Source organism: Priestia sp. SIMBA_032 (assembly GCF_046535215.1).
Classification (GTDB): domain Bacteria; phylum Bacillota; class Bacilli; order Bacillales; family Bacillaceae_H; genus Priestia; species Priestia aryabhattai.
In genome coordinates, this window is sequence record NZ_JAWRXD010000004.1 from 337,414 (window position 1) to 357,999 (window position 20,586).

Sequence of the window (20,586 nt, forward strand, 5' to 3'; positions counted from 1 at the left end):
GCGCTCATTAACACATTGTCTTGACTTATTTCTCCCACCGAAAAATAAGGGGTTTTTAAAAGCAGGTCTCCTGGCTTATGCTTCATTTTACTTCTGCATCCTTCCTAGTTTGACTAGTGGGTCTTTGCAGGTTCATCCACATTTACAGTAGCGGGGGCTGCACCGGATTTACACCGATTTCCCTATTATCCTCCTTAGAGGCACTTTTAAAATCATTTATTCTTTATTGTAACGAATTTTATAACCATTCACAATAACGATTTTCTTCTATTATTATATATTACTGTGTTTATACTTATTTGGGTCTCTTATGCTATAATAACAATTATTTTCCAAACATCTTATGAAATAGTTAGGAAGGTGCTCGTAGTTGAAGAAAAAAATCATTTATATCTTTATTAGTTTGCTTGTTCTTTATGCTGTAATCATGTCTTTTTGTATGTATCAAACCGCTCATCAGCCTGTTCCGCAAAAAGCAGATTATGTGCTTATTTTAGGTTCGAAAGTAGATGGAGATCAAATGTCTCCTAGTTTAAAAGAACGAGCAAAAACGGCTTTATCTTATTTAAAGACTCATAAACAAACAAAAGTTATCGTAACGGGTGGAAAAGGATCCGATGAAGAAATTTCTGAAGCAGAAGCAGCCTATCGTTTTCTACGAAAAGAAGGAATTAAAAAGAATCGAATTATAAAAGAGGATCAGTCAACTTCTACTTTTGAGAATTTCACTTTCACTAAAAAGAAAGTTGATATTCAACACAAAAAAGTCGTGCTTGTTAGCAGTGATTTTCATTTATTTCGCGCCTCTATTATTGCTAAACGTCAGGGTTATGATGTTTATTCTTTAGGTGCAAAGACACCAAATTCAATTAAACTTCAAGCCTACTTTCGTGAGTATGCTGCTATCTTAAAAACGTGGCTGTTTGATAAATAAATAGAGTACACCCCTGTACAAATAAAAAACACGGCATGAATTCATGCCGTGTTTTTTATTAATCATCTGTATCGATAACTGCTTTTGGTAAACCTGTGTATTTCGCCCAGTAGAAAATACCGATTGAAACAAGAGCAATTAAAATTAAGTCAAGCGGGTTGCTTAGCACACCCTGTCCTCCACCAAATGAGCCTAGGTAAGAGATAACAAGCATAATAATATAATAAGCAACTAGCCACCAAGCAGATTTAAGCTGCTGTGCAAATTTTACAACGTCAGTTGGTACGTATTTCTTAAATGCTACGTAGATAACAACCATTAGAAGCTGTGATCCTAGAAGCCAAGAAATTGTCGTCCATCCTGACCAATATACGATGTATGAACAGAAGATAAATGAAACAGGAGCAATAACGCTCATACCTTTTAATTTAAAAGGCTTTTTAAGGTCTTTTGCATTTACTCTGAATGCAGCAGCTGAAATTGGCGCAATCGCATAAGACAGAATAAGTGCCACTGAACATACGTTTACTAGCGCTTCCCAAGAAGGAAATGGCAGTGTCCAGAATACGGACATTCCAAATGATAGCCATAGTGACGCACGTGGAATTCCTGTTTTCTTATCTACTTTTGAAAAACGTTTAAATAGTGTTCCATTACGAGACCAAGCATAAACTAAACGAGAAGTTGTATTCATGAAGATGTTCCCGTTACCGCCTGGTGATAAAATAGCATCAAAAATAACAAGCGTTACTAACCAGCCAAGGCCTAAAATAAGTGCAATATCTTTAAATGGTAAAGAGAATTGCTCTTGAATTGTTCCCCACCCTCCTGATAGCATATCAGCCGGGATGTTACCAATGAACAATACTTGCAGTGCTGTGTAAATAATCGCTGAAAGTACAATACAGATAATGAGCGCGATTGGAATATTACGCTGCGGATTTTTAACTTCACTGGCTACAGAAACAATAGGGTGAAGTCCTAGGTAAGCAAACATAACGCCACCTGTTGAAATGGCTGCTTGAATACCATTAAAACCAAACGGAGTAAAATCGCCAGTTGTAAAGTTAGCTGATTTAAAGTGATAAGCTAACACGACGATAATTGTAAGAGGAACCGCATATTTGAACACAGATATAATAACATTTGACTTAGCAAATGCTTTTACACTTACGTAGTTAATGATAAAAAATAGCGTTAATAACGCGAACTGAAATAACCAGCCGATTGTAGTAGGCGATTCAGAACCATGTTTAGTTAGACCAGGAAGCCAAAAAGCAACATACTGACGTACAGCCGTTACCTCGATGGCAATCAAACTAGTGTAAGCAATAATGGTAATGAATGAAATTAAGTAACCCACTAAATGACCGTGTGAGTAAACCGGATAACGGATAATTCCACCGGTACGCGGCAGCGCTGCTCCAAGTTCAGCATACACTAAACCGATAAGTAAAATAATGACTCCGCCAATCAGCCACGAAAAACTTCCGGCTGGACCAGCCTTTGACGCTACGTTACTAACCGCAAATAACCAGGCGGAACCAAAAATAGCCCCCATCCCAATTAACGTTAGGTCAAGTAACGATATTGATTTTTTAAACTTTCCTTGATTTCCTTGATCAGACATAATATCCTCCTTTAAAATTTCCACTCCACACATCTACGCCCTTGCGTCCGATATGGGATTCTTTACATCATCCTCCTCTTACTAAGACCTCACAAGTGGATATGTTAACAAATATTCTCTAAAAAACCAAGTTAAAAACTTTATTTTTTTGTAAAACATCGTTGAATTGCTTATGTATAGCGCATAAATTCCACAGAAGATTTGAGGACTACTCCTCCTATTTAACCGCATTTTTCTTAGGTTAAACATAAAAGAATATTCAAACTATTTGTTGTAAAAAAAAGGTCTGGGACATAACGAAATCGACCGCTAGAAGCGGCTACATACGCAACCCCAACGCTTGCCATACCAATAAAAAAATCCGAACGATTTATCGTTCGGATTTTGCTTCAGCTAAAATAATTTTGTCCGTGCCTCTTTTTTTGCTTATTTAAATACTTTTACACGTTCACTTAGCGGTTGAAATTCTTTTTCACCCGCAGGTGCCACGGGATTACCAAATGGCATTTGGGCAATTAATTTCCATGAGCTTGGAATATGCCAAGCTGCTTTTACTTCATCATCAATCAATGGATTGTAATGTTGCAATGTTGCTCCTAGGCCTTCGAGCTCAAGCGCTGTCCAAATCACATGCTGCAGCATGCCGGATGATTGGTTAGACCAAACCGGGAAATTTTCACTGTAAGATGCGAACTGCTTTTGCAGCCCTTCAACTACTTCTTGATCTTCAAAGAAAAGAACTGTTCCATAGCCGCTTCCGAATAAGTTCATTTTTTGATCCGTATCTGAAAAATTTTCAGCTGGAACAATTTTACGAAGCGTTTCCCTTGTAATATCCCATACTTTATCATGCTGTTCGCCAAATAAAACGACTACGCGTGCGCTTTGGGAATTAAATGCTGAAGGAGTATGTTTCACCGCAAAGTTAATAATTTCTTCAATTTTTTCTTCTGATATTTTTACATTTTTATCAATTGCATAAATAGAACGTCGGTTTTTAATTGCTTCATAAAAATCTTTTCCAGCCTGTTGTTGATCACTTGATTTATCAAATAATTTATCTAAAAAACCCATTTTCCACACTCCTAATTGTTTGTTTTTTTAACCTTAAATTGCATGTTTATACCCTTCCCCCTGATAAAAGGAGATAAACAAGATATAATGAATTCTTATATCTCTAATTCGAGATATTAAACTAAAAAAATACTAATTGAAATTTAATTACTTTATGTAACTTACTTTACAATGATTATTATTACCTGTCAACAGAAAAATTATTATTTTTTTGTTAATCATCAAAAGAGGTTGAGACATAACGAAATGAATCCAATCTAAAATGAACAAATGGGATATATGAGCTGAACCGCTTTTTCCGCAGGAGTCTTCGTCGTGCCCTTCAATCAACTGCTAGAAGGAACGAAACAGGTGAAACCTACGTTCACCGTAATAAAAAAACGAACCGCTAATCAAAAATTTTGATCAAGGGTTCATTTTTTCACTTCGTCTAAAATACTTTTATTTCAGCTTTTTTTATAGATACTTAATGTTCATAATTCATCTTTCGCGTCATTCCCCCGTCTACTACGAGGTTAGCTCCTGTTACAAAATCATTTTCAGCGTTTGTTAAGTACATACACGCTCTTGAGATATCCGCCGGCGTTCCAACTCGATTAGAAGGATGCTGCGTATGATCGATTTCACGAAGGCCATCGTAGTCAGATGTCTCGATCCATCCTGGAGAAATAGCATTTACCGTGATGTTGTCATCACCAAGCGAAATGGCAAGTGCATGAGTTAAAGCAACGATGCCGCCTTTTGTAGCGGCATAGGCTTCGGTGTGAGGTTCAGACATTGTAGCTCTCGTAGAAGCTAAGTTTACAATGGAGCCTCCGCTTTTGTTTTTTCTCATCACCTTAGCTGCTTCGCGAGAGCATAGAAACACGCTGCGCAGGTTCGTATTGATAATGTCATCCCATTCATCAATGGTTAGATCATACGGTGATTTCCAGCGGGAAACACCTGCATTATTAATTAAAATATGTATCGTTCCGTACGTACTGACCGTTTTTTTAACGAGATGTAAAATGTCGCTTTCTTTTCGGACGTCTGTTTTTACAAAAATGGCTTCTCCGCCTTGTCTTTGAATAGCCTCTGCATGACGCTCGCCTTCGATTTCGTCCACATCTGCCAGTACCACTTTTGCTCCTTGTTTCGCGTATGCGCGTGACACATCTTTACCTATTCCGTTCGCAGCTCCGGTAACAACAACAACTAAATCTTTAAACGACATATCATCTCCTCCTTATACGCTTTATTCACTTTTTTCTTCGTCTTTAAACAAGTGATCCGTGACGAAAAGAGCAAACGTTTCAGCCGTTAACTTGCATCCAGAAGCTTTTGGATGACCTCCTCCTCCAAGGTGCCCAACAATTTCGGCTAAGTTGATTTCGTCTTTTACTGCACGGAAGCCAATCTTTTGGCGCCCCATGTCCACCATAACGGAAAAGTCGATATCTTCGTTTTCTAGACACAGTGCGTTTCCTAGCTCAGACTGATATGTATCTGCAAATACAATGCCTACGTTGTATGCTGTTTTAGCAATTTTAACACTTTCTTTTATAATTTGTTTTTGCTTGTCGTAAATGTATTTTTCAATCTTCTTTTCTTCTGCTTCTAGTAAAATTTCGTGTTTGTCCGTAAACGTAAATTCTTGATTTTCAGTATGATACGATTCACGAAGCGTTTCTAGAATGGTCTCTTTAAATTCTTCATGCGGGATTAGATAATATAGATGATTGAGGCGCTTTGCTTTCAAATTATTTTCATGGAACCAGTCCCACGTATCAAATAAGCGCACAAGTTCTACGTATTCATCAAGCAGCTCCGTTTTTTGAAGCATGTTGCGGCGCACTAAGTAGTCGTAAAAAAGAGATGTAGCTGCCGTCTTTTTACCATTTTCATCTTCTGCAATAACATGAACCCAATCATATTTCTCAGCTAGCGGAAGAGCAGAAATATGATGGTCAATAAGAGTGATTTGCTGTCCTTTTTTTACCAGTTCATTTAATTTTTCCGCTACTTCATCGTTTACGCTAATATCCGTTATGTATAAAGCTGTGTCTCCATCGTTTTCTTCTTCAATAAAATGCGTCACTGTGTCATTGATGCGACCTATGCTTACGGTGCTGTAATCAAAGTTGTCGTCGCCAAACGCTAACCGACCCAACAGTGCTGGACTTACCCCGTCTAAATCGTTATGTGAAATTAATTTTATTTTTGTCATTAATCAAAACTCCTTTATTTTCAGTCGCCTTAGTATATGTACCGGCTTGTATATTATAGCAATTTCAACATAAAAATGCTGTTATTTACTTTGAAGAGAAGGAATATATTCGCAATAACCAAAAGTAAAGTAAACGTTTAGACCTAGACTTACTTGTATCAAAAGAGAGTGAGACATAACTACATCGATTCAATCAACAGCTAGAAGAAACTACACACATGAGACCTACGCTCACCAATACCAATGAAAAAATCCGAACGAATGTGATTCTCCATCAAGAATCTCGATTCATCGTTCGGATTTTCTTTTAAATAACCTACTTTTTTCAGCCTCTTTCCACTTACTCTAAATTGCTGTGCTGCTTAAACGCCTGTTCATGATTCGTGTGGTTCAAATTCCCGTATTCTAAGCAAATCGTATCAAATACAACATGAGCACATTGATCAAACAATGAACCAAGCGGCTGAATAGAAGCTGCTTCATTTTCGCTTCGGTATTTGGTTGCAGCGGGAATGTGTAAAAGCTCATCAGTATGAGCAGTTAATGGTGATTCTGTACTAGCTGAAATGCCGATAACTGAACATCCTACTTCTTTCGCTTTTTTTGCTACACTCACTACTTGCTGTGTTTTTCCTGAGCCTGATACAGCCACCAATACGTCACCTGCTGCAATCGAAGGAGTAATAGTCTCCCCCACAACGTATACTGTTGCACCTAAATGCATTAGTCTCATCGCAAATGATTTGCCCATTAACCCTGAGCGACCTTCGCCTATAACAAAAATTCGTTTCGCTTGGTAAAGTGAAAATGCTACTTCTTCTATTTGAGGCTCTTTTATGTGATTCATTACGGTCGTAATTTCGTGTAAAATCGTTTGTGTTTTTGTCATTATACGTTCCCCCTGCTCATAAATAAGTCTTGAAATTCAGCAGATGCCTTTGCCACATCCGAACTTTTTGTAATCGCTGATCCAATAATCGCAACATCTGCCTTCATTTGAAGTAATGCTGCTGCTGAGGCTGGATTAATTCCTCCTGCTACTGCTATTTGCGCATCTGAATGAAAATACCGACGCAAATTTATTTGACTCAGCGATTTTCCTTCTTTTTCTTGCTCATCTTTGCTGATATGATGGCAGAAAATAGCGTTTCTATAAATACTTACTTGCTTTTGCGAGCTGCTTGACGTGTTTAATAAATCAACCATCATTTTTTTATTCCATTTTTCGCTGACATTTGCACATGTCTCTATCGTGGGTAAAGGTGATACGCCCATGACTGTTGCTATATCTGCTCCTGCCTGATAGCACATTGTAAATTCATACTCTGCGTTATCAATCGTTTTGATATCTGCTACAATCATCTTGTGCGGAAATGCCTGTTTGATTTTATAAATGCTTTCAATTCCATACTCTTTTATAAGAGATGTACCTACTTCAATCCAATCAACAGAGGGTTCTGCCAGCTTGGCAAGGATAATAGCTTCTTCAATTGTGACGCGATCTAATGCTAATTGTATCTTCATATTCCTTCTCCTCACTTTCTACTAAACCGGTTTAGTAACAACGTAAAAAAATCTAATGTTTTGATGGGCTAAAAAGAGCACGCCATAGGCGCTCTTTTTAGCTTAATGCGACAACGTTGTTTCTCGAATAATTAATTCACACTCATATTGATACTCTTCATAAGCTATCTTTTCTTTCAAAATTTGCTTAATAAGTAAATCTGCTGCTTTTGTTCCCATGTCAAAAGCAGGCTGCGAAATCGTGGTAACGGCAGGCGTTGCTACATCTGCGTAAGGAATATTATCATAAACAATTAAAGATAAATCATTTGGGATATTAAATCCGTGTTGTTTAATAAATTTCTGTACTTCAATGAACACTAAATCGTTTCCAGCAAGCAGCGCTGTCGGCGGATTATCGGCTGCAAATAGCTTCTCCAGCGCTTTTTGCATGTCCGCTTTTTTGCAGTTAATAATCATGAATTCATTTACAGGCATATTGGCTGATGTTAACGCTTCTTTGTACCCTTCTACACGTTCAATCCGGGGTGTAATAGTTAATGGTTCTGTAATAATCGCTATATGCTTATGTCCAAGCTCGAGCAGATGCAAAATAGCCTGTTTTGTGGCCTCTTGGTTGTTCGCCACTACGGATGGAATTTTTCCTTTTACATCATGAATTTTACGATCCATAATAACAACTGGGTATTCTTCTTTGATCATCTGCTCATAAAGAGAAGTATTGGCACCCGTTGGAAATAAAATAAGGCCATCTACTTGCTTTGCTTTTAACATATTAATATATTTCTTTTCTTTATCAGGGTCATCATCTGCGTTGCAGATGATGGCATGTATATCTTGCGAATGGCAATAGTCTTCAATGGCACGAATGACTTCAGTAGAAAACCTGTGCATAATATTTGCGACAATAATCCCAATCATTGACGTTCGCTTTTGTTTTAAGCTCCGTGCTAGATAGTTGGGCTGATAGCCCAGTGTATCGATCGCTTCTTTAATTTTCTTTCGTGTTTCTTCACCCATATATTCATACCGCTTGTTAATGTATTGTGATACGGTGCTTTTGGAGACATTTGCTGCTTTTGCGACATCAAGCATAGTAACTTTTTGCATCATAATCCGTCCTTTTCATTCAATCCCTAAAATTATGCTACTCCTAGTGTAAACGAAAAAAACGAAAAAGGAAAAGCCTTCTTGATAGCAGAAGGCTTTATTTATTAAGCGTACGCAAGCCTAGCTTCTTGAATTTCATGAGTAAAACGTTTCGCTTCCCTTGTTACTTGAAGTAAGTATTCAGGAGTTGGAAGCTGCTTTCCATCCACTAATGTGCTTCCTGCCCCAATAGCAGCTGCTCCAGCTTTAATATAAGCGCCCGCATTTTCAGCTGTAACGCCTCCTGTTGGCATTAATGGAATGTGAGGAAGCGGTCCTGCTATATTTTTAAAATAGGCGGGACCTACTACGCTTGCCGGGAAGACTTTAATCATATCTGCGCCGCATTCATAGGCTGTTAGTATTTCAGTAGGTGTAAAAGCGCCCGGAACGCTAATGATTCCGTATCTTTTAGCCGTTTTAATTGTTCGCTCGTTCACCGTAGGAGAAAAAATAAATGATGCTCCTGCCATAATTGCAATTCGAGCTGTTTCTTCGTCGAGAACAGTTCCTGCTCCAATAAACATTGAGTCGTCAAATTCATTTTTCAATTCTTTAATAACCTCTACAGCAGCAGGGTTTTCCATTGTGATTTCTAGGTTTGTTACTCCGCCCTCTTTTAACGCGTAGGCAAGCGGAATAATTCGCTCAGCGCTTGCTCCTCGAATGACCGCTACAATACCGCTACTTGTAATTTTCTCAATATGCATCTCAATTCTCCTTTTCTATCGTTACATTAAGCCGTTGTTTCAACTGGCTTTACACTTTGAACTTCTCTTGGCTTTTTCGTTGCGACAATAGTTAAAACTGCTGCAAGGAATAATGATCCGGCCATAAAGATATATGAAGCGCCAAATCCTCCTGTTGATCCATTTAAAAATCCTACAATATAAGAACCGGCAAATGAACCAAGTGCGCCCATGCTATTGATTAAAGCCATTGCTCCTCCGGCAACATTACGCGGTAAAATTTCAGGAATAATCGCAAAGAACGGTCCGTACGGAGCGTACATCGTTCCTCCGGCGATAACGAGTAAGGTAAAAGAAAGCCAGAAGTTGCTTGTGCCAACTAAATAAGATCCGTAAAAGGCAAGCGCTCCTACCAATAAGAACGGCCATACAAACGCGCTTCGTTTTAAAAACTTATCTGATAAATATGAAACCGTTAACATTAGTACGACTGCTAATACGTAAGGAACAGATGCTAACCAGCCGGTCTTTACTATACTCATGTTAGGCGCTGCTTTAATAATAGACGGCAGCCACATAACAAATCCATAGACGCCAATACTCCATAAAGCATATTGAATGCTCAATAAAATAACGGTACGATTTTTGAAAGCTTCTTTATAGCCTTTAACAGGTTTGATTCCTTCTTGTTCTTTTTGCAGCGCATCATGTAAATCTGCTTTTTCTTTTTTCGACAGCCAGCCAGCATCTTTTGGCTCATCGTTTACTAGTTTCCACCATAAAAATGCCCAAATAACAGCCGGAAAACCTTCTAAAATAAACATCCATCTCCAGCCAAACGATTCTAGCAAATACCCAGAAACAATCGACATCCAAAGAACGGTTGCCGGGTTTCCTAAAATTAAAAACGTGTTGGCTCTAGAACGTTCTGCTTTTGTAAACCAGTGGCTTAAAAACACTAGCATAGCAGGCATAACGGCACTTTCAACTACCCCTAAAGCAAATCGAATAACAAACAAAAACCCAACGTGGCTTACCATACCAGTAGCTGTAGCAAGTGCTCCCCATAAAATCAGAGACCAAAAAATCAGCTTTTTGGCACTTTTATTTTCAGCATAGTGAGCGCCTGGAATTTGGAAAAAGAAATAACCTAAGAAAAAGAGCGATCCTAATAAAGACGAAATACCTGGCGTAATATGAAGATCTTCTGCCAGCCCTGCCGCTGCTCCAAACCCATAGTTTGCACGGTCTAAATATGCAAGGCTATACGTAATAAATACGATAGGAATTAACCGAAGCCATCTTTTTTTTGCTAGCTGCTGTTTCATTATCACTTCACTCCTTGTTTTTGGAATTCCATATATTTTTGCAACTGCTGTTCAGTTGGATATCCGTCGTTATCTCCAGGGCTTTGTACAGCTAATGACCCAATAGCATTTGCTCTCATGACAGACTGAGTAAGAGAATTATTTTGAAGAAGTCCGCTTAACAGCCCTACTGCAAAGCCGTCTCCTGCACCGACTGTATCCACTATTTGTTTCACTTTAATTCCTTCAACCATTCCTTGCTCTCTTGCTGTCTTAAAGAAGGCTCCTTGTTCACCTAGTTTAATAACGACAAGCTCTACGCCTGCATCTAAATAGTAAGAAGCGATGTCTTCTGCATTTTTGTATCCGGTTAAAATTTTCCCTTCTTCAATACCCGGCAGAACGTAGTTTGCTTGTTTAGCAGCTTCGTTGATTATAAAAATCATTTCTTCCTTCGATGTCCAAAGAGTCGGTCGCAGGTTCGGGTCAAAGGAAACCGTTCTGCCAGCTGCTTTCATCGAGGTAAGCGCGTGTAGAGCAAATTCACGCATACTTGCTGACACAGCAAGCGGTATGCCTGTCATATGCATATGTTTTGCCGCTAAAAAATAGTTTTGATTAAAATCGCTTGGGTGCAAGTGACTGGCTGCTGAATTTTTTCGGAAGTAACAAACTTCCGGATCTCCCACTTCCACTTTAGATTTAATTTGAAAGCCTGTTGAATGTTCGCTATCTACTAGTACACAATCGGTGTTGACTGACTCCTCTTGTAGCCGTTTCATAATAAACGTACCGAAAGGATCGTTGCCGACTTTGCTCGCCCAGCCTGCGCGCAGACCGAGACGAGCGAGACCAATTGCTACATTTGTTTCGGCTCCGGCCAGCTCTTTTGTATAATGCTTAATCTCATGCAGCGGTCCTGGTTGTTCTGCCATGAACATCGCCATTGCTTCTCCGAAGGTAATAACGTCTAATGAATTCATTGAACTTCCTCCTGTTCTACTGCTTGCACCAATGAAATGAAGCCGGGAATTTGTTCCGGTTCATCGATTGGAAACTCTAAAGCTTTAAAAATCGAATGAGAAAACCCTTTCAAAATATCTTTCCACATTTCAGTTGAATCGTTTGATATAGAGTTTGTCACTAGCTTTCCGCAATTTTTTATTACGTGTTTAATATGAATGTAGCCTACAAATGACCTTAGCTTTTTGATTGCTTCCTGGGGTCGTTCCTGTACATAAAGCCAGTTACCAATATCAAACGTCATAGAGACAGGAACTTCGTAAGCGTTATCAAAAAATGCGTGTAGAGATGCTATGTTGCCTCCGTAACTGGTTTGATCGTTTTCCACAAATAGACACAAAGCTGGAAATGCCTGCAATAGCTCCTGCAAATCTCCTATAGGTGATTGTGGCTGATAAAAACCAAGAGAAACTTTTACCCACTGAGCGCCAAGTGATACGGCTTCTTCAAGAATAGCTTTTAATTCTTGTTTGTTTAACTCTCCATTTTCTTTCCACAGTTCAATTGGAGCCGAATATACTGTAAAAAGCGGATATTTTTTTAATTCTTCAGCAATAAGCTCAATCTCTTGATCTACTTTTTTCATTAACTCTCTTCGAATTTCCACTCCATGTACTTGCTGTTCATATATTCTCCCAATCATGGTGTGCTGAGAGCTTGTCGTTTCAAATGCATTTAAAGGAATAATGATACGATTCATAAATCGACCTACCTTTCTTAATTATACTAGCTAACCACTTACTAAACCGGTTTAGTAAATCGATTTATCTAAATTATAAGACTATTGAAAGCGCTTTTCAAGCTTTTTTTATAATTTATAAAAAAAGAAACAACACAGCGTTATGCCGTGTTGTTTCTTAATGATCCTCTGTGCTTTTTACTAAATTGCGATCTTGTTGATAAATATCATAGATTAAGAAACTAAAACCATAGTACAAGACCATGATTACAACTGACTTTGTCATGATAAATAAAGCGCCTAGCCCGATACCAACCAACAGCGTCTGGACACTCAAACGGTCACGCTGAAAAGCTAGCTGTGATAGGAAATAACCAATACCAATTAAAATAGCCAACACCCATGTATTTTGAATGGCTAATACATAGTGACTATATAAATAAAAGCTAGGAAAATAGACGGTGCTTTCTACAAAGCTGGAAATACCGCTGTATGCAAGCCACCACTTTTGCTCTCTTTCTGTTTTAGGAACGGTTGCCTCAATTGACGTGGGCATCTCCTGTTCCACAAAAACCGTTTCTCCATGATCTTTCATCCATTGAAGCATAATGGAAAGAATGATAAAGCCTGCAAAGATTAAAAGCAGCAAATATTCAATCCATGCTGGATACGGAGCCGTCCGGTGAATCGTATCTAGATATACTCCCTGCAAACCCAACATAGAAAATGGAACCGCATGGTATACCATCACCGCAATATAAAATAGTAAAATTAGCACATAAAAAAAGAACTGTTCTTTGTAGTAGCGAATTTTTTTGCCTTCTGAAGCAATTCGCTTAACAGTCACGCTCTCCAAGTACGGACGAATAATGCTTATGATAATAATAAGACACGTAAATACAATCATATAGTTATGTAATCACCTTTTCAACTTCATTATGTAACATTTTTTTCCATCCGTAAGAACAGGTGGTTAACAGCCTCTGCCCTTTCTTATAGTACCAAAAAACTAAACTTTTTGACAATCCTGATTTATCAATTAGGAAGAGGAAATAAGCGTAGCTACATTAATACCGCTAATTGTGACCATAGGAGATCCTCCTCCAGGGTGAGTCGTTCCTCCTACAAAATATAAGTTTTTAACATCTTTTGAGACGTTGCTTGGACGAAGAAAACTATCCATTTTCCGGTTTGAACTCACGCCATATAAAGCGCCTTTAAATGCACCAAACGTTTGTTCAATTTCATATGGAGTAACAATTCGTTCGTGTACAAGCAAAGGCTCGATATCTAAACCAAACTGAGAAAGCTTGCGATAGACAACTTCTCTGTAAGCTTTCATTTCTTCTTGATTCTCTTCTTTCACAGCAGGGGCATTCACTAAAATAAATAAATTATCACCCGGAGCTACCGTGTTATCGGTATATGAAGAATTACAAACGTAAACGGTAGGGTCGGTTGGAAGCGTTTTTTGTTGAAATAGCTCATAGAATTCCTGCTTGTAATCCTGGGAAAAGTACACTTGATGATGAATCAGCTGAGAAAAGCGCTTTTTAACTGCTGCCATAATTACATAGGCTGATATGGAAGGCTCAAATTCAGCTGCTTTTTTGTTTTTAAAATGAGGTCTATCCTGCTCTTTTACGAGTGCGGGATAGGCTTTTAGCAAGTCCCCGTTCACAATAACGATATCCGCGTCTATCTTTTCTTCTCCATTCACTTCCACTCCGACAGCCCGCTTATTTTTTACTACTATTTCAGTAACGCTGCAGTTTGTATACAGCTTTCCTCCAGCTTTTTGGAACACATGTCCCAGCCCTTTTGCAATTCTAGTATTTCCTCCTTTTACATAGTACACGCCATCATTCATTTCTAAGTGTCCAATCAGTGAAAACGTGGCGGGCGATGTATAAGGTGAAGATCCGATATAGGTTGCATATCGATTAAATGCATTTCGAATGTTTTCGTTTTGAAAAAAACGCTGATGAAACGTATCTACTGTTTCAAACGGCCTTACTTGCAGCAGTGCTTTTAATAGAGAAGGGTTTGTGTAATCTTTCCACGATGAAAATGTCCGGTAGAAAAATTGACTTTTTGCAATGTCGTATATTCTTTTTACTTCTTTTAAATAGGCAGGGTATTGCTTCGCAGCAAAGGGATCGAGACGTTCAAGCTGCTGAATCATTTTTCTTTCATCGATAGACATGGAAAATTGTGAGCCGTCAGTAAAAAAATTATTTGTATGATGCGTTAATTTGACAAGAGGCATATAGTCTTCTGCACGTTCGCCCGCTTGCTCAAATAACCACTGAAAAACTTCTGGCATTGTAATGGTATTAGGCCCGAAATCAAAAGAATATTCTCCTAGCTGCACAGGCATCATTTTTCCGCCTACGTGCTTGTTTTTTTCCACGATTGTGACATCGAACCCTTTTGTTTGAAGAAGAACGCCTGCAGCTAATCCGCCTAATCCTGCCCCGACAATTAGTACTTTTTTCATTGGTAATGCCTTCCTTTCCATTCATATCCCTGCTTTTTTCGTTCACGCTTCATAGAATGGTTCATGAGCAGCATCAGCACAATTGCCGACGCCGGCATTGTAAGAAACAAAAGCCCTTTTTGCTGAGCCGACCGGTCAATTAAAAACCGCTGAAAAAGCATAATGCAAAAAGGAAGAATCCAAAGTATGTTGCCTGTGAATATTCCTGCTATAAAAAAAGGAAGCGGTAGCACATAGTAACAGGCAAAAAAAACGCTCAGTATCCAAACTGCTTTAGCGGAGCGTCCCAAACCTACAAAGATGTTTTTAGCAAACCCATTCCATACTTCTTCTGTTGTTTCATACATATAACAGCTAACGTGAGACGTAATATTGGCCAAAATAACGCGCTGTTTCTTTTGCTTAAAAAGCTGGGCTAGATGTACATCTTCTACTAGTGAAGATTTAACAGCTTCATGTCCTCCTGCGATCTCATAAGCTTCTTTTTTTATAAACATAAAAGCACCGTGAGCAGCTGAAGCTTTGCTCATCTTGTTACGATTAGCTACGACAACCGGTAAATAACTAAAAACAACCACATGCTGAAGCGGAACGACCAATGCTTCTAACCACGTTTTTACGGGAAAACGAGGGAAACCTGTTAAAAGAACGGCTTTTGTCGCTTGTGCTGTGGCTAAAGTATGTTCTAGCGTGCGTTCTTTGAGCTGTACATCGGCATCTACAAATAATAAATAGTCTCCATTTGCAGCTTGCGACAGCTGGTGACAGGCATGAACTTTTCCGACCCAACCCTCTCTCAACGCTTTTCCTTCTATGATGGTAAACCTCGGATCGCCGTGAATTTCTTTCAACAGCTCTGTTCGTGTTTGATCTGTGGACTGATCGTCTAGTATGACACATTCTAGATTGCTATACGTTAATCCTTTAATAGAGGAAATGATTCTCTTTACATTTCGTTCTTCATTTCGCATTGGAATCAAAATAGAAATGAGAGGCTGAGGGGTTTTAAAATCCGGCTCGTATCTTTTTAATTTAGGCATTGCTTGAATATTTACAATGGTTAGAAGCAGCATAAAAATAAATAAAAGCATATAGTAAATCATTATTTCACCTTCGCTTTCCACCACGTTAACCACTCGCTAAGCGTCTTTCGGCCTTTTAATAAAGTCGTAAATTCCTCGTCGTTTTTTTGAATGATTTTTTGTTTTTGATGATCGAGCTGAGCAGTGACTGCACCGGCTAGCGTTTTGGTTATATCTTCTCTTGCATTGGCTGAGTCGTAAAAAACAGCTTGCCCTACCCAGATAAAAAGCTCCGGTCGCTGATCATGGCGGAACGTATAATAATATGTAATGGGAATAACTTCAACGTCAGGTTGCTTTTTTAGAAGAAAAGCAGGCCCTTCAGAAAAAGCTAACGGCCTTTTCTCAAGATGCTCTTCTTTACCTTGAGGAAAAACAAGCACCGTTTTTTTCTCTTCTAACAGCTTACTGGCAAACCTTAACGATTCCACTATATGCTTCGGAGACGCTGCATTTACTGAAAAAGCCCCGATTCGTTGAAAAAAAGGAAAATCCTTCATTCCTTGTTCAGACATCATAGCGTATAGGTCTGTTTTTAATACCGCGTTATTTAGATAAAATGTCACTAAACCGTCCCACCAGCTGGAATGATTAGCAATTAATAAAAATTTTTTATCTTTTGGGAGCTCTTCTATATGTAAATGAATACGATAAAACTGTTTTTTGAGCTGATATGTGACAAAGAATTGAAAAAAGCGCTCAAATATTGAGTTTTTCTTCGGATAAATCATAAGCGAGTCTCCTTTTTATACACAATATAAAGAATAAGAAAAGGAATCATCGTCAGCCATACCACAAGCCACAGGCCATTTACTAACGCTACAATTACAAACATCATGACGACTGCACTATACAAAAACACCATTCTTTTTTCCCACACCGGCTCTTCTTCTTTAGGAACCTTAGCTAAAAAGAAATATATGACCAGCTGAATGAAGAAAGACAGTAAAAACCATCCGGAGAAATTGGATAAAGGAATATTATAATAAAAGCTGTCCCCTTCCCATACCCAATATTGTTTAACAACATAGGCAACGGGATCAATAGCCAAATCCATAATAACAGCAAAAAGTGAACCAATGACTGCATAGGCAATTCCATGGACAATAAACGGCAGCTCCATACGCTTCATAATTCCGAGAGCTAATATTCTGCTTGTGATTACGACCATAAACCAAGCCGATCCAATGGTCAGAGGAACTCCTAAAATTTTGGCGCCAAAATCTTTTTCATAATCGTAGGATCCAAATAAAAATCCATATTTAACACCTAGACTTTCGACATAAATAGATGCGCCTGTCACAAATACCGCAACGACCAGTGCCCGCCTTATTCCATAGGCCTTAGCTAGATAAATAAGAGCAAGAAGACTGCTCAAGTGTAAAAAAACAGCATTTGCCCATTCTAACCATGAAGGCAGCAAATCAAAGGAAAGCAAAACGACTCCGCATACGTACCAAACAAGAAAAAAACGATAAATACCATTTGTAATCATCGATTCACCTTCTCTCCAACTTCTTTTTATTAAGTTGCTATTATATAAGCTTGTACACATTCTCTCCATTTTCAATGTGCTCTTTTCTACGAGTAGAACACACTTTCTTAAGATTATGTAAAAATAGCCACTGTTAGTACGTTCCCTAAATAAGAGACTTTATTACTTATTTATAAACAAAAATAAAATAAACGTCCATTAAAATCTACGGATGAATAGATTGAAATGACGTTTATTTTTTCTTATGTATATACACTTCTAATAGCTTTTTGGCAATGAGTCCAATGACCAGTCCCGGTACAACAGACAGCATAGGGAGCCAAATTGGGCCTATAAAAACACCGTTGATGGTTGTCACTGAGGAATACATAATGCCTACTGTAACAAAATAAGCACAGGAGACAAAAGGAATAAATGTAAATCTCGATGCGCCGTTTTCTGCTTCTTTAACAGCATCCCAAATTGCAAAAAAATATAAACATGGATAAAACATTAACCACTGCATGTTCATTACCTCTAGGGATTGTCTTGTTTCCCCTAAAAAGCTTAAGCGAATGCCTTCATTAAAATTTGCGCCCATATTAATGAGAAATTCAAGTACAATAAACAAAATTCCTTTTATATGTTTTTTGTTTAGTAATTGTCCAAAGCCCGGCAACGCAATGCTCCATAAAAGAGCTTCTAGTCTAGTCACGTTCTATCCTAACATTTTGACGTATAAAAGAACTCCACAGCATGATATCAATAGAAATTTTGTCCATAGTTATCAACCTCACAATAATTTACTTATAGTTTTTGTAAATGTAAATTTTTTATACTACATCTCCTTTAATATTTGTAACTTATTGTAAATTGATAAATAGTTTAGCTATTCGACTAGATATTTTTATTTAGAATTTTCTGTTTATTAAAACAAAAGCATGCGATATACTAGTTTTATACGTACGAAAGGATGAGAAAGCTGACATGGAAACAAGTTTTTTTTCAATTTTAATACTAGGGTTTTTTTTAGGAATCAAGCATGCTTTAGAACCAGATCATATTATTGCTGTATCAACCATTGCTTCAAAAAGTAAAAAGCTGTGGCGCTCTTCGCTTGCAGGAGTATACTGGGGGATCGGCCATACGCTTACGCTGTTTATTTTTGGCATGATTTTAATAGTGTTAAAAAGCAGTATCTCTGAACGCATGAGCATGTCACTTGAATTTTTAGTGGGCATTATGCTCGTTTATCTCGGTTTTACATCATTTCTGTCTTACAAAAAACAAGTGCATACGCATCACGAAAAAACGTCCTACTTAAAGTCATTAGGCATTGGCTTTGTTCATGGACTGGCCGGAAGCGCAGCGATGGTTGTAGTAACGATGAGCACCGTTATTCACGTATGGCAAGGTGCTCTGTACATTATCATTTTTGGAATCGGCACTTGTCTTGGCATGCTGTTATTTACAACGGTTATTGGGATTCCATTCGTTACAACTAAAAAGCAAGTCACGTTAAACCGCTGTTTGATGCAGGTAACAGGTGCTGTCAGCATTATATTTGGGCTCTATTATATGTATAATCTAGGTGTAAGCGACGGACTATTTAGTCTGTGGTTCTAGCAAAGAATGAAACATAATGAAAACAATTTAATCTAAAGACGAATAAGTAGGATAAATGATCTCGACTGCTTGTTCAAAAGCAGTTGATTTCTGTGCAAGACGCCGCTTTGTCCTCTAATCAACTGCTAGAAGAAGCTACATACAGGAAACCTACGTTCACCCTGCCAATAAAAAATCCGAACGAATTTGATTCTCTATCAAGAGTCCAGTTCGTTCGGATTTTTCTTTAACTACTATACTTTTTTGTAGGCACTTTAATACTTACGCAAAAGTGATACTTCAGCTTTTAATAACTCCTGCCGGAACAATCCGTATACTTTGATGACTATCTCTTCCACTTCTTGTGTACTAGCAGCTAGTATTCGAATAGCACATCCGGAAATTGGGAGTGCGGAACCTCCTGCTTTACAGCCTGCCTCTTCGCACAGCTGATGTACTTTCGCTATAAATGCGTCGTCGGCGTTTGGATGAACAATGATAATTGATCCAAAATGAGTATACCCTTCCATTTTCATCATGCCGCGCAAATGGTTTTCTGGATTTAAGTATAAATGATCATATACCTTCAGCTGCTTGTTTACATACAGTTTAAGCTTGGAACGCATAGAGGTATATTGAAACAGCTGCCCATCCGGCGACCACCCCGGGGTGATGCTGTCGCACATAAATAAAGCAGCGTTTTCCGCCATATGAACCGTTATTTCTTGGACAAATTCAGCATTTTCATACAAAATAAGCGGGTCTGGTATATATTCCATGATGGATTGTTCTTCAAGGGTTATATACGTTTCTTGTAAAACAGCTTCGTTCGGTGTTTTGTAAACCTTTGTCGCAGATTGAGTAGTAGCCGTTAGCTGAGCATTTTTCTCGACCGTTATCACCGTTTTATATTTGTCTCCGCTCACGTATCCTCCGCCTACGTGAAGCATATAAACAAAAGGTGATTCAGGAGTCATGTAAATAGGTCTGGCAACTTTGAAAGCCCCGTAATGATAAGTATCTTTAATAACGGTTCGCTCACTGTTTCTTTCTGCTCGAAGCTCTAAATAACCCGTGTAGCTCATGATTCAAGGCCGATTAAAAAGGCCTCTTTTTTGATCCATTCTATCACTTGGTCGAGCCCTTTATCTTCTTTTAAATTGGTGAAAACAAAAGGCTTGTGCCCTCTTGCTTGGATTGTATCTTTTTCCATTACTTCTAAACTGGCTCCTACGTACGGGGCTAAATCTGTTTTGTTGATAATGAATAAATCAGATTTAATCATTCCTTGACCGCCTTTACGCGGGATTTTTTCTCCTTGTGCTACATCGATGATATAAATCGAAAAATCAACGAGCTCTGGGCTAAACGTTGCGGCTAAATTATCTCCTCCGCTTTCTACAAAAATAAGTTCAACATCGGGGTGACGTTCCACCAACTCATCGATTGCAGCAAAGTTCATGGATGCATCTTCTCGAATAGCCGTATGAGGACATCCTCCTGTTTCTACTCCTACGATACGATTTTCCGGCAAAATACTGTTTTTCACTAGAAACTGTGCATCTTCTTTTGTATAAATATCGTTTGTAACGACTGCCATGCTTAGCTGTCCTTCTAGTGCACGCGTTAATCGTTCTACTAACATTGTTTTCCCTGCACCAACAGGTCCACCAATTCCAATTTTAATTGCATTCATTTTTACGCCTT

At 38.4% G+C, this 20,586-nt stretch carries 21 protein-coding genes and 1 riboswitch; of the genes, 2 read left to right on the forward strand and 19 right to left on the reverse strand.

The genetic code is table 11. From position 1 onward, the window contains the following. Positions 1 to 43 precede the first annotated feature (43 nt). Positions 44 to 223, reverse strand: a riboswitch (cobalamin riboswitch). A 147-nt stretch (positions 224 to 370) separates the two neighbouring features. Beyond that, complete coding sequence (locus tag SB717_RS15965; protein WP_410904191.1) at positions 371 to 934, forward strand: YdcF family protein; 564 nt, start codon at positions 371 to 373, stop codon at positions 932 to 934. A 58-nt stretch (positions 935 to 992) separates the two neighbouring features. On the opposite strand, the gene SB717_RS15970 is transcribed toward SB717_RS15965, so the two are convergent. The 17 genes from SB717_RS15970 to SB717_RS16050 all read right to left on the reverse strand — a co-directional run bounded on the left by SB717_RS15970 (position 993) and on the right by SB717_RS16050 (position 17,989). Next, the gene (locus SB717_RS15970) at positions 993 to 2,564 is read right to left on the reverse strand and encodes an APC family permease (RefSeq protein ID WP_028412838.1); all 1,572 of its coding nucleotides are present in this window, start codon (positions 2,562 to 2,564) and stop codon (positions 993 to 995) included. 426 nt (positions 2,565 to 2,990) lie between these two features. Beyond that, a complete protein-coding gene (locus tag SB717_RS15975; RefSeq protein WP_410904192.1) occupies positions 2,991 to 3,638 on the reverse strand; it encodes a nitroreductase family protein in 648 nt (215 codons plus the stop codon). A gap of 466 nt (positions 3,639 to 4,104) precedes the next feature. Continuing rightward, positions 4,105 to 4,854: an SDR family oxidoreductase gene (locus tag SB717_RS15980; protein ID WP_410904193.1), complete on the reverse strand. Its 750-nt coding sequence runs from the start codon at positions 4,852 to 4,854 to the stop codon at positions 4,105 to 4,107. A 21-nt stretch (positions 4,855 to 4,875) separates the two neighbouring features. After that, positions 4,876 to 5,847, reverse strand: coding sequence for a DHH family phosphoesterase (locus SB717_RS15985; RefSeq protein ID WP_410904194.1), 972 nt, complete (start codon positions 5,845 to 5,847; stop codon positions 4,876 to 4,878). Between the two features lie 340 nt (positions 5,848 to 6,187). Then, positions 6,188 to 6,736: a 6-phospho-3-hexuloisomerase gene (gene hxlB, locus SB717_RS15990; RefSeq protein WP_074680348.1), complete on the reverse strand. Its 549-nt coding sequence runs from the start codon at positions 6,734 to 6,736 to the stop codon at positions 6,188 to 6,190. Beyond that, positions 6,736 to 7,371 carry a 3-hexulose-6-phosphate synthase gene (gene hxlA, locus SB717_RS15995; RefSeq protein ID WP_074680346.1) on the reverse strand — a complete coding sequence of 212 codons (636 nt, stop codon included), beginning with the start codon at positions 7,369 to 7,371 and terminating at the stop codon, positions 6,736 to 6,738. The genes hxlB and hxlA overlap by 1 nt, the downstream gene beginning before the upstream one ends. Positions 7,372 to 7,473: 102 nt before the next feature. Next, a complete protein-coding gene (locus SB717_RS16000) occupies positions 7,474 to 8,484 on the reverse strand; it encodes a LacI family DNA-binding transcriptional regulator (RefSeq protein ID WP_034266759.1) in 1,011 nt (336 codons plus the stop codon). Between the two features lie 101 nt (positions 8,485 to 8,585). Next, positions 8,586 to 9,230 carry a bifunctional 4-hydroxy-2-oxoglutarate aldolase/2-dehydro-3-deoxy-phosphogluconate aldolase gene (locus SB717_RS16005; protein WP_074680344.1) on the reverse strand — a complete coding sequence of 215 codons (645 nt, stop codon included), beginning with the start codon at positions 9,228 to 9,230 and terminating at the stop codon, positions 8,586 to 8,588. A gap of 26 nt (positions 9,231 to 9,256) precedes the next feature. Continuing rightward, on the reverse strand, positions 9,257 to 10,537 hold the full coding sequence (locus SB717_RS16010) for an MFS transporter (RefSeq protein WP_013083743.1): 1,281 nt from the start codon (positions 10,535 to 10,537) through the stop codon (positions 9,257 to 9,259). A 2-nt stretch (positions 10,538 to 10,539) separates the two neighbouring features. Further along, positions 10,540 to 11,499 (reverse strand): sugar kinase, encoded by a 960-nt coding sequence (locus SB717_RS16015; RefSeq protein ID WP_074680342.1) that lies wholly within the window; start codon positions 11,497 to 11,499, stop codon positions 10,540 to 10,542. Continuing rightward, the gene (locus tag SB717_RS16020) at positions 11,496 to 12,239 is read right to left on the reverse strand and encodes a sugar phosphate isomerase/epimerase family protein (protein WP_410904195.1); all 744 of its coding nucleotides are present in this window, start codon (positions 12,237 to 12,239) and stop codon (positions 11,496 to 11,498) included. Before SB717_RS16020 ends, SB717_RS16015 begins: the two co-directional genes overlap by 4 nt. 157 nt (positions 12,240 to 12,396) lie before the next feature. After that, complete coding sequence (locus tag SB717_RS16025) at positions 12,397 to 13,125, reverse strand: hypothetical protein (RefSeq protein WP_048019025.1); 729 nt, start codon at positions 13,123 to 13,125, stop codon at positions 12,397 to 12,399. A 132-nt stretch (positions 13,126 to 13,257) separates the two neighbouring features. Next, the gene (locus tag SB717_RS16030) at positions 13,258 to 14,718 is read right to left on the reverse strand and encodes a phytoene desaturase family protein (protein WP_410904196.1); all 1,461 of its coding nucleotides are present in this window, start codon (positions 14,716 to 14,718) and stop codon (positions 13,258 to 13,260) included. Beyond that, a complete protein-coding gene (locus tag SB717_RS16035; protein ID WP_410904197.1) occupies positions 14,715 to 15,845 on the reverse strand; it encodes a glycosyltransferase family 2 protein in 1,131 nt (376 codons plus the stop codon). Before SB717_RS16035 ends, SB717_RS16030 begins: the two co-directional genes overlap by 4 nt. Next, positions 15,821 to 16,531, reverse strand: coding sequence for a lysophospholipid acyltransferase family protein (locus SB717_RS16040; RefSeq protein WP_182006218.1), 711 nt, complete (start codon positions 16,529 to 16,531; stop codon positions 15,821 to 15,823). The genes SB717_RS16035 and SB717_RS16040 overlap by 25 nt, the downstream gene beginning before the upstream one ends. Continuing rightward, complete coding sequence (locus tag SB717_RS16045; protein WP_410904198.1) at positions 16,528 to 17,295, reverse strand: carotenoid biosynthesis protein; 768 nt, start codon at positions 17,293 to 17,295, stop codon at positions 16,528 to 16,530. The genes SB717_RS16040 and SB717_RS16045 overlap by 4 nt, the downstream gene beginning before the upstream one ends. 232 nt (positions 17,296 to 17,527) lie before the next feature. Then, entirely contained in the window at positions 17,528 to 17,989 is a 462-nt protein-coding gene (locus SB717_RS16050) for a hypothetical protein (protein ID WP_045292665.1), read from the reverse strand. A 272-nt stretch (positions 17,990 to 18,261) separates the two neighbouring features. Between SB717_RS16050 and SB717_RS16055 the strand changes: the two genes are divergently transcribed. Beyond that, positions 18,262 to 18,900: a HoxN/HupN/NixA family nickel/cobalt transporter gene (locus tag SB717_RS16055; RefSeq protein ID WP_410904199.1), complete on the forward strand. Its 639-nt coding sequence runs from the start codon at positions 18,262 to 18,264 to the stop codon at positions 18,898 to 18,900. 254 nt (positions 18,901 to 19,154) lie between these two features. Here SB717_RS16055 and SB717_RS16060 read toward each other — a convergent pair whose 3' ends face one another. Both SB717_RS16060 and ureG read right to left on the reverse strand, forming a co-directional pair. Further along, entirely contained in the window at positions 19,155 to 19,964 is an 810-nt protein-coding gene (locus SB717_RS16060; RefSeq protein WP_074680330.1) for an urease accessory protein UreD, read from the reverse strand. Beyond that, a complete protein-coding gene (gene ureG / locus SB717_RS16065; protein WP_013057654.1) occupies positions 19,961 to 20,575 on the reverse strand; it encodes an urease accessory protein UreG in 615 nt (204 codons plus the stop codon). Before ureG ends, SB717_RS16060 begins: the two co-directional genes overlap by 4 nt. Positions 20,576 to 20,586 lie beyond the last annotated feature (11 nt).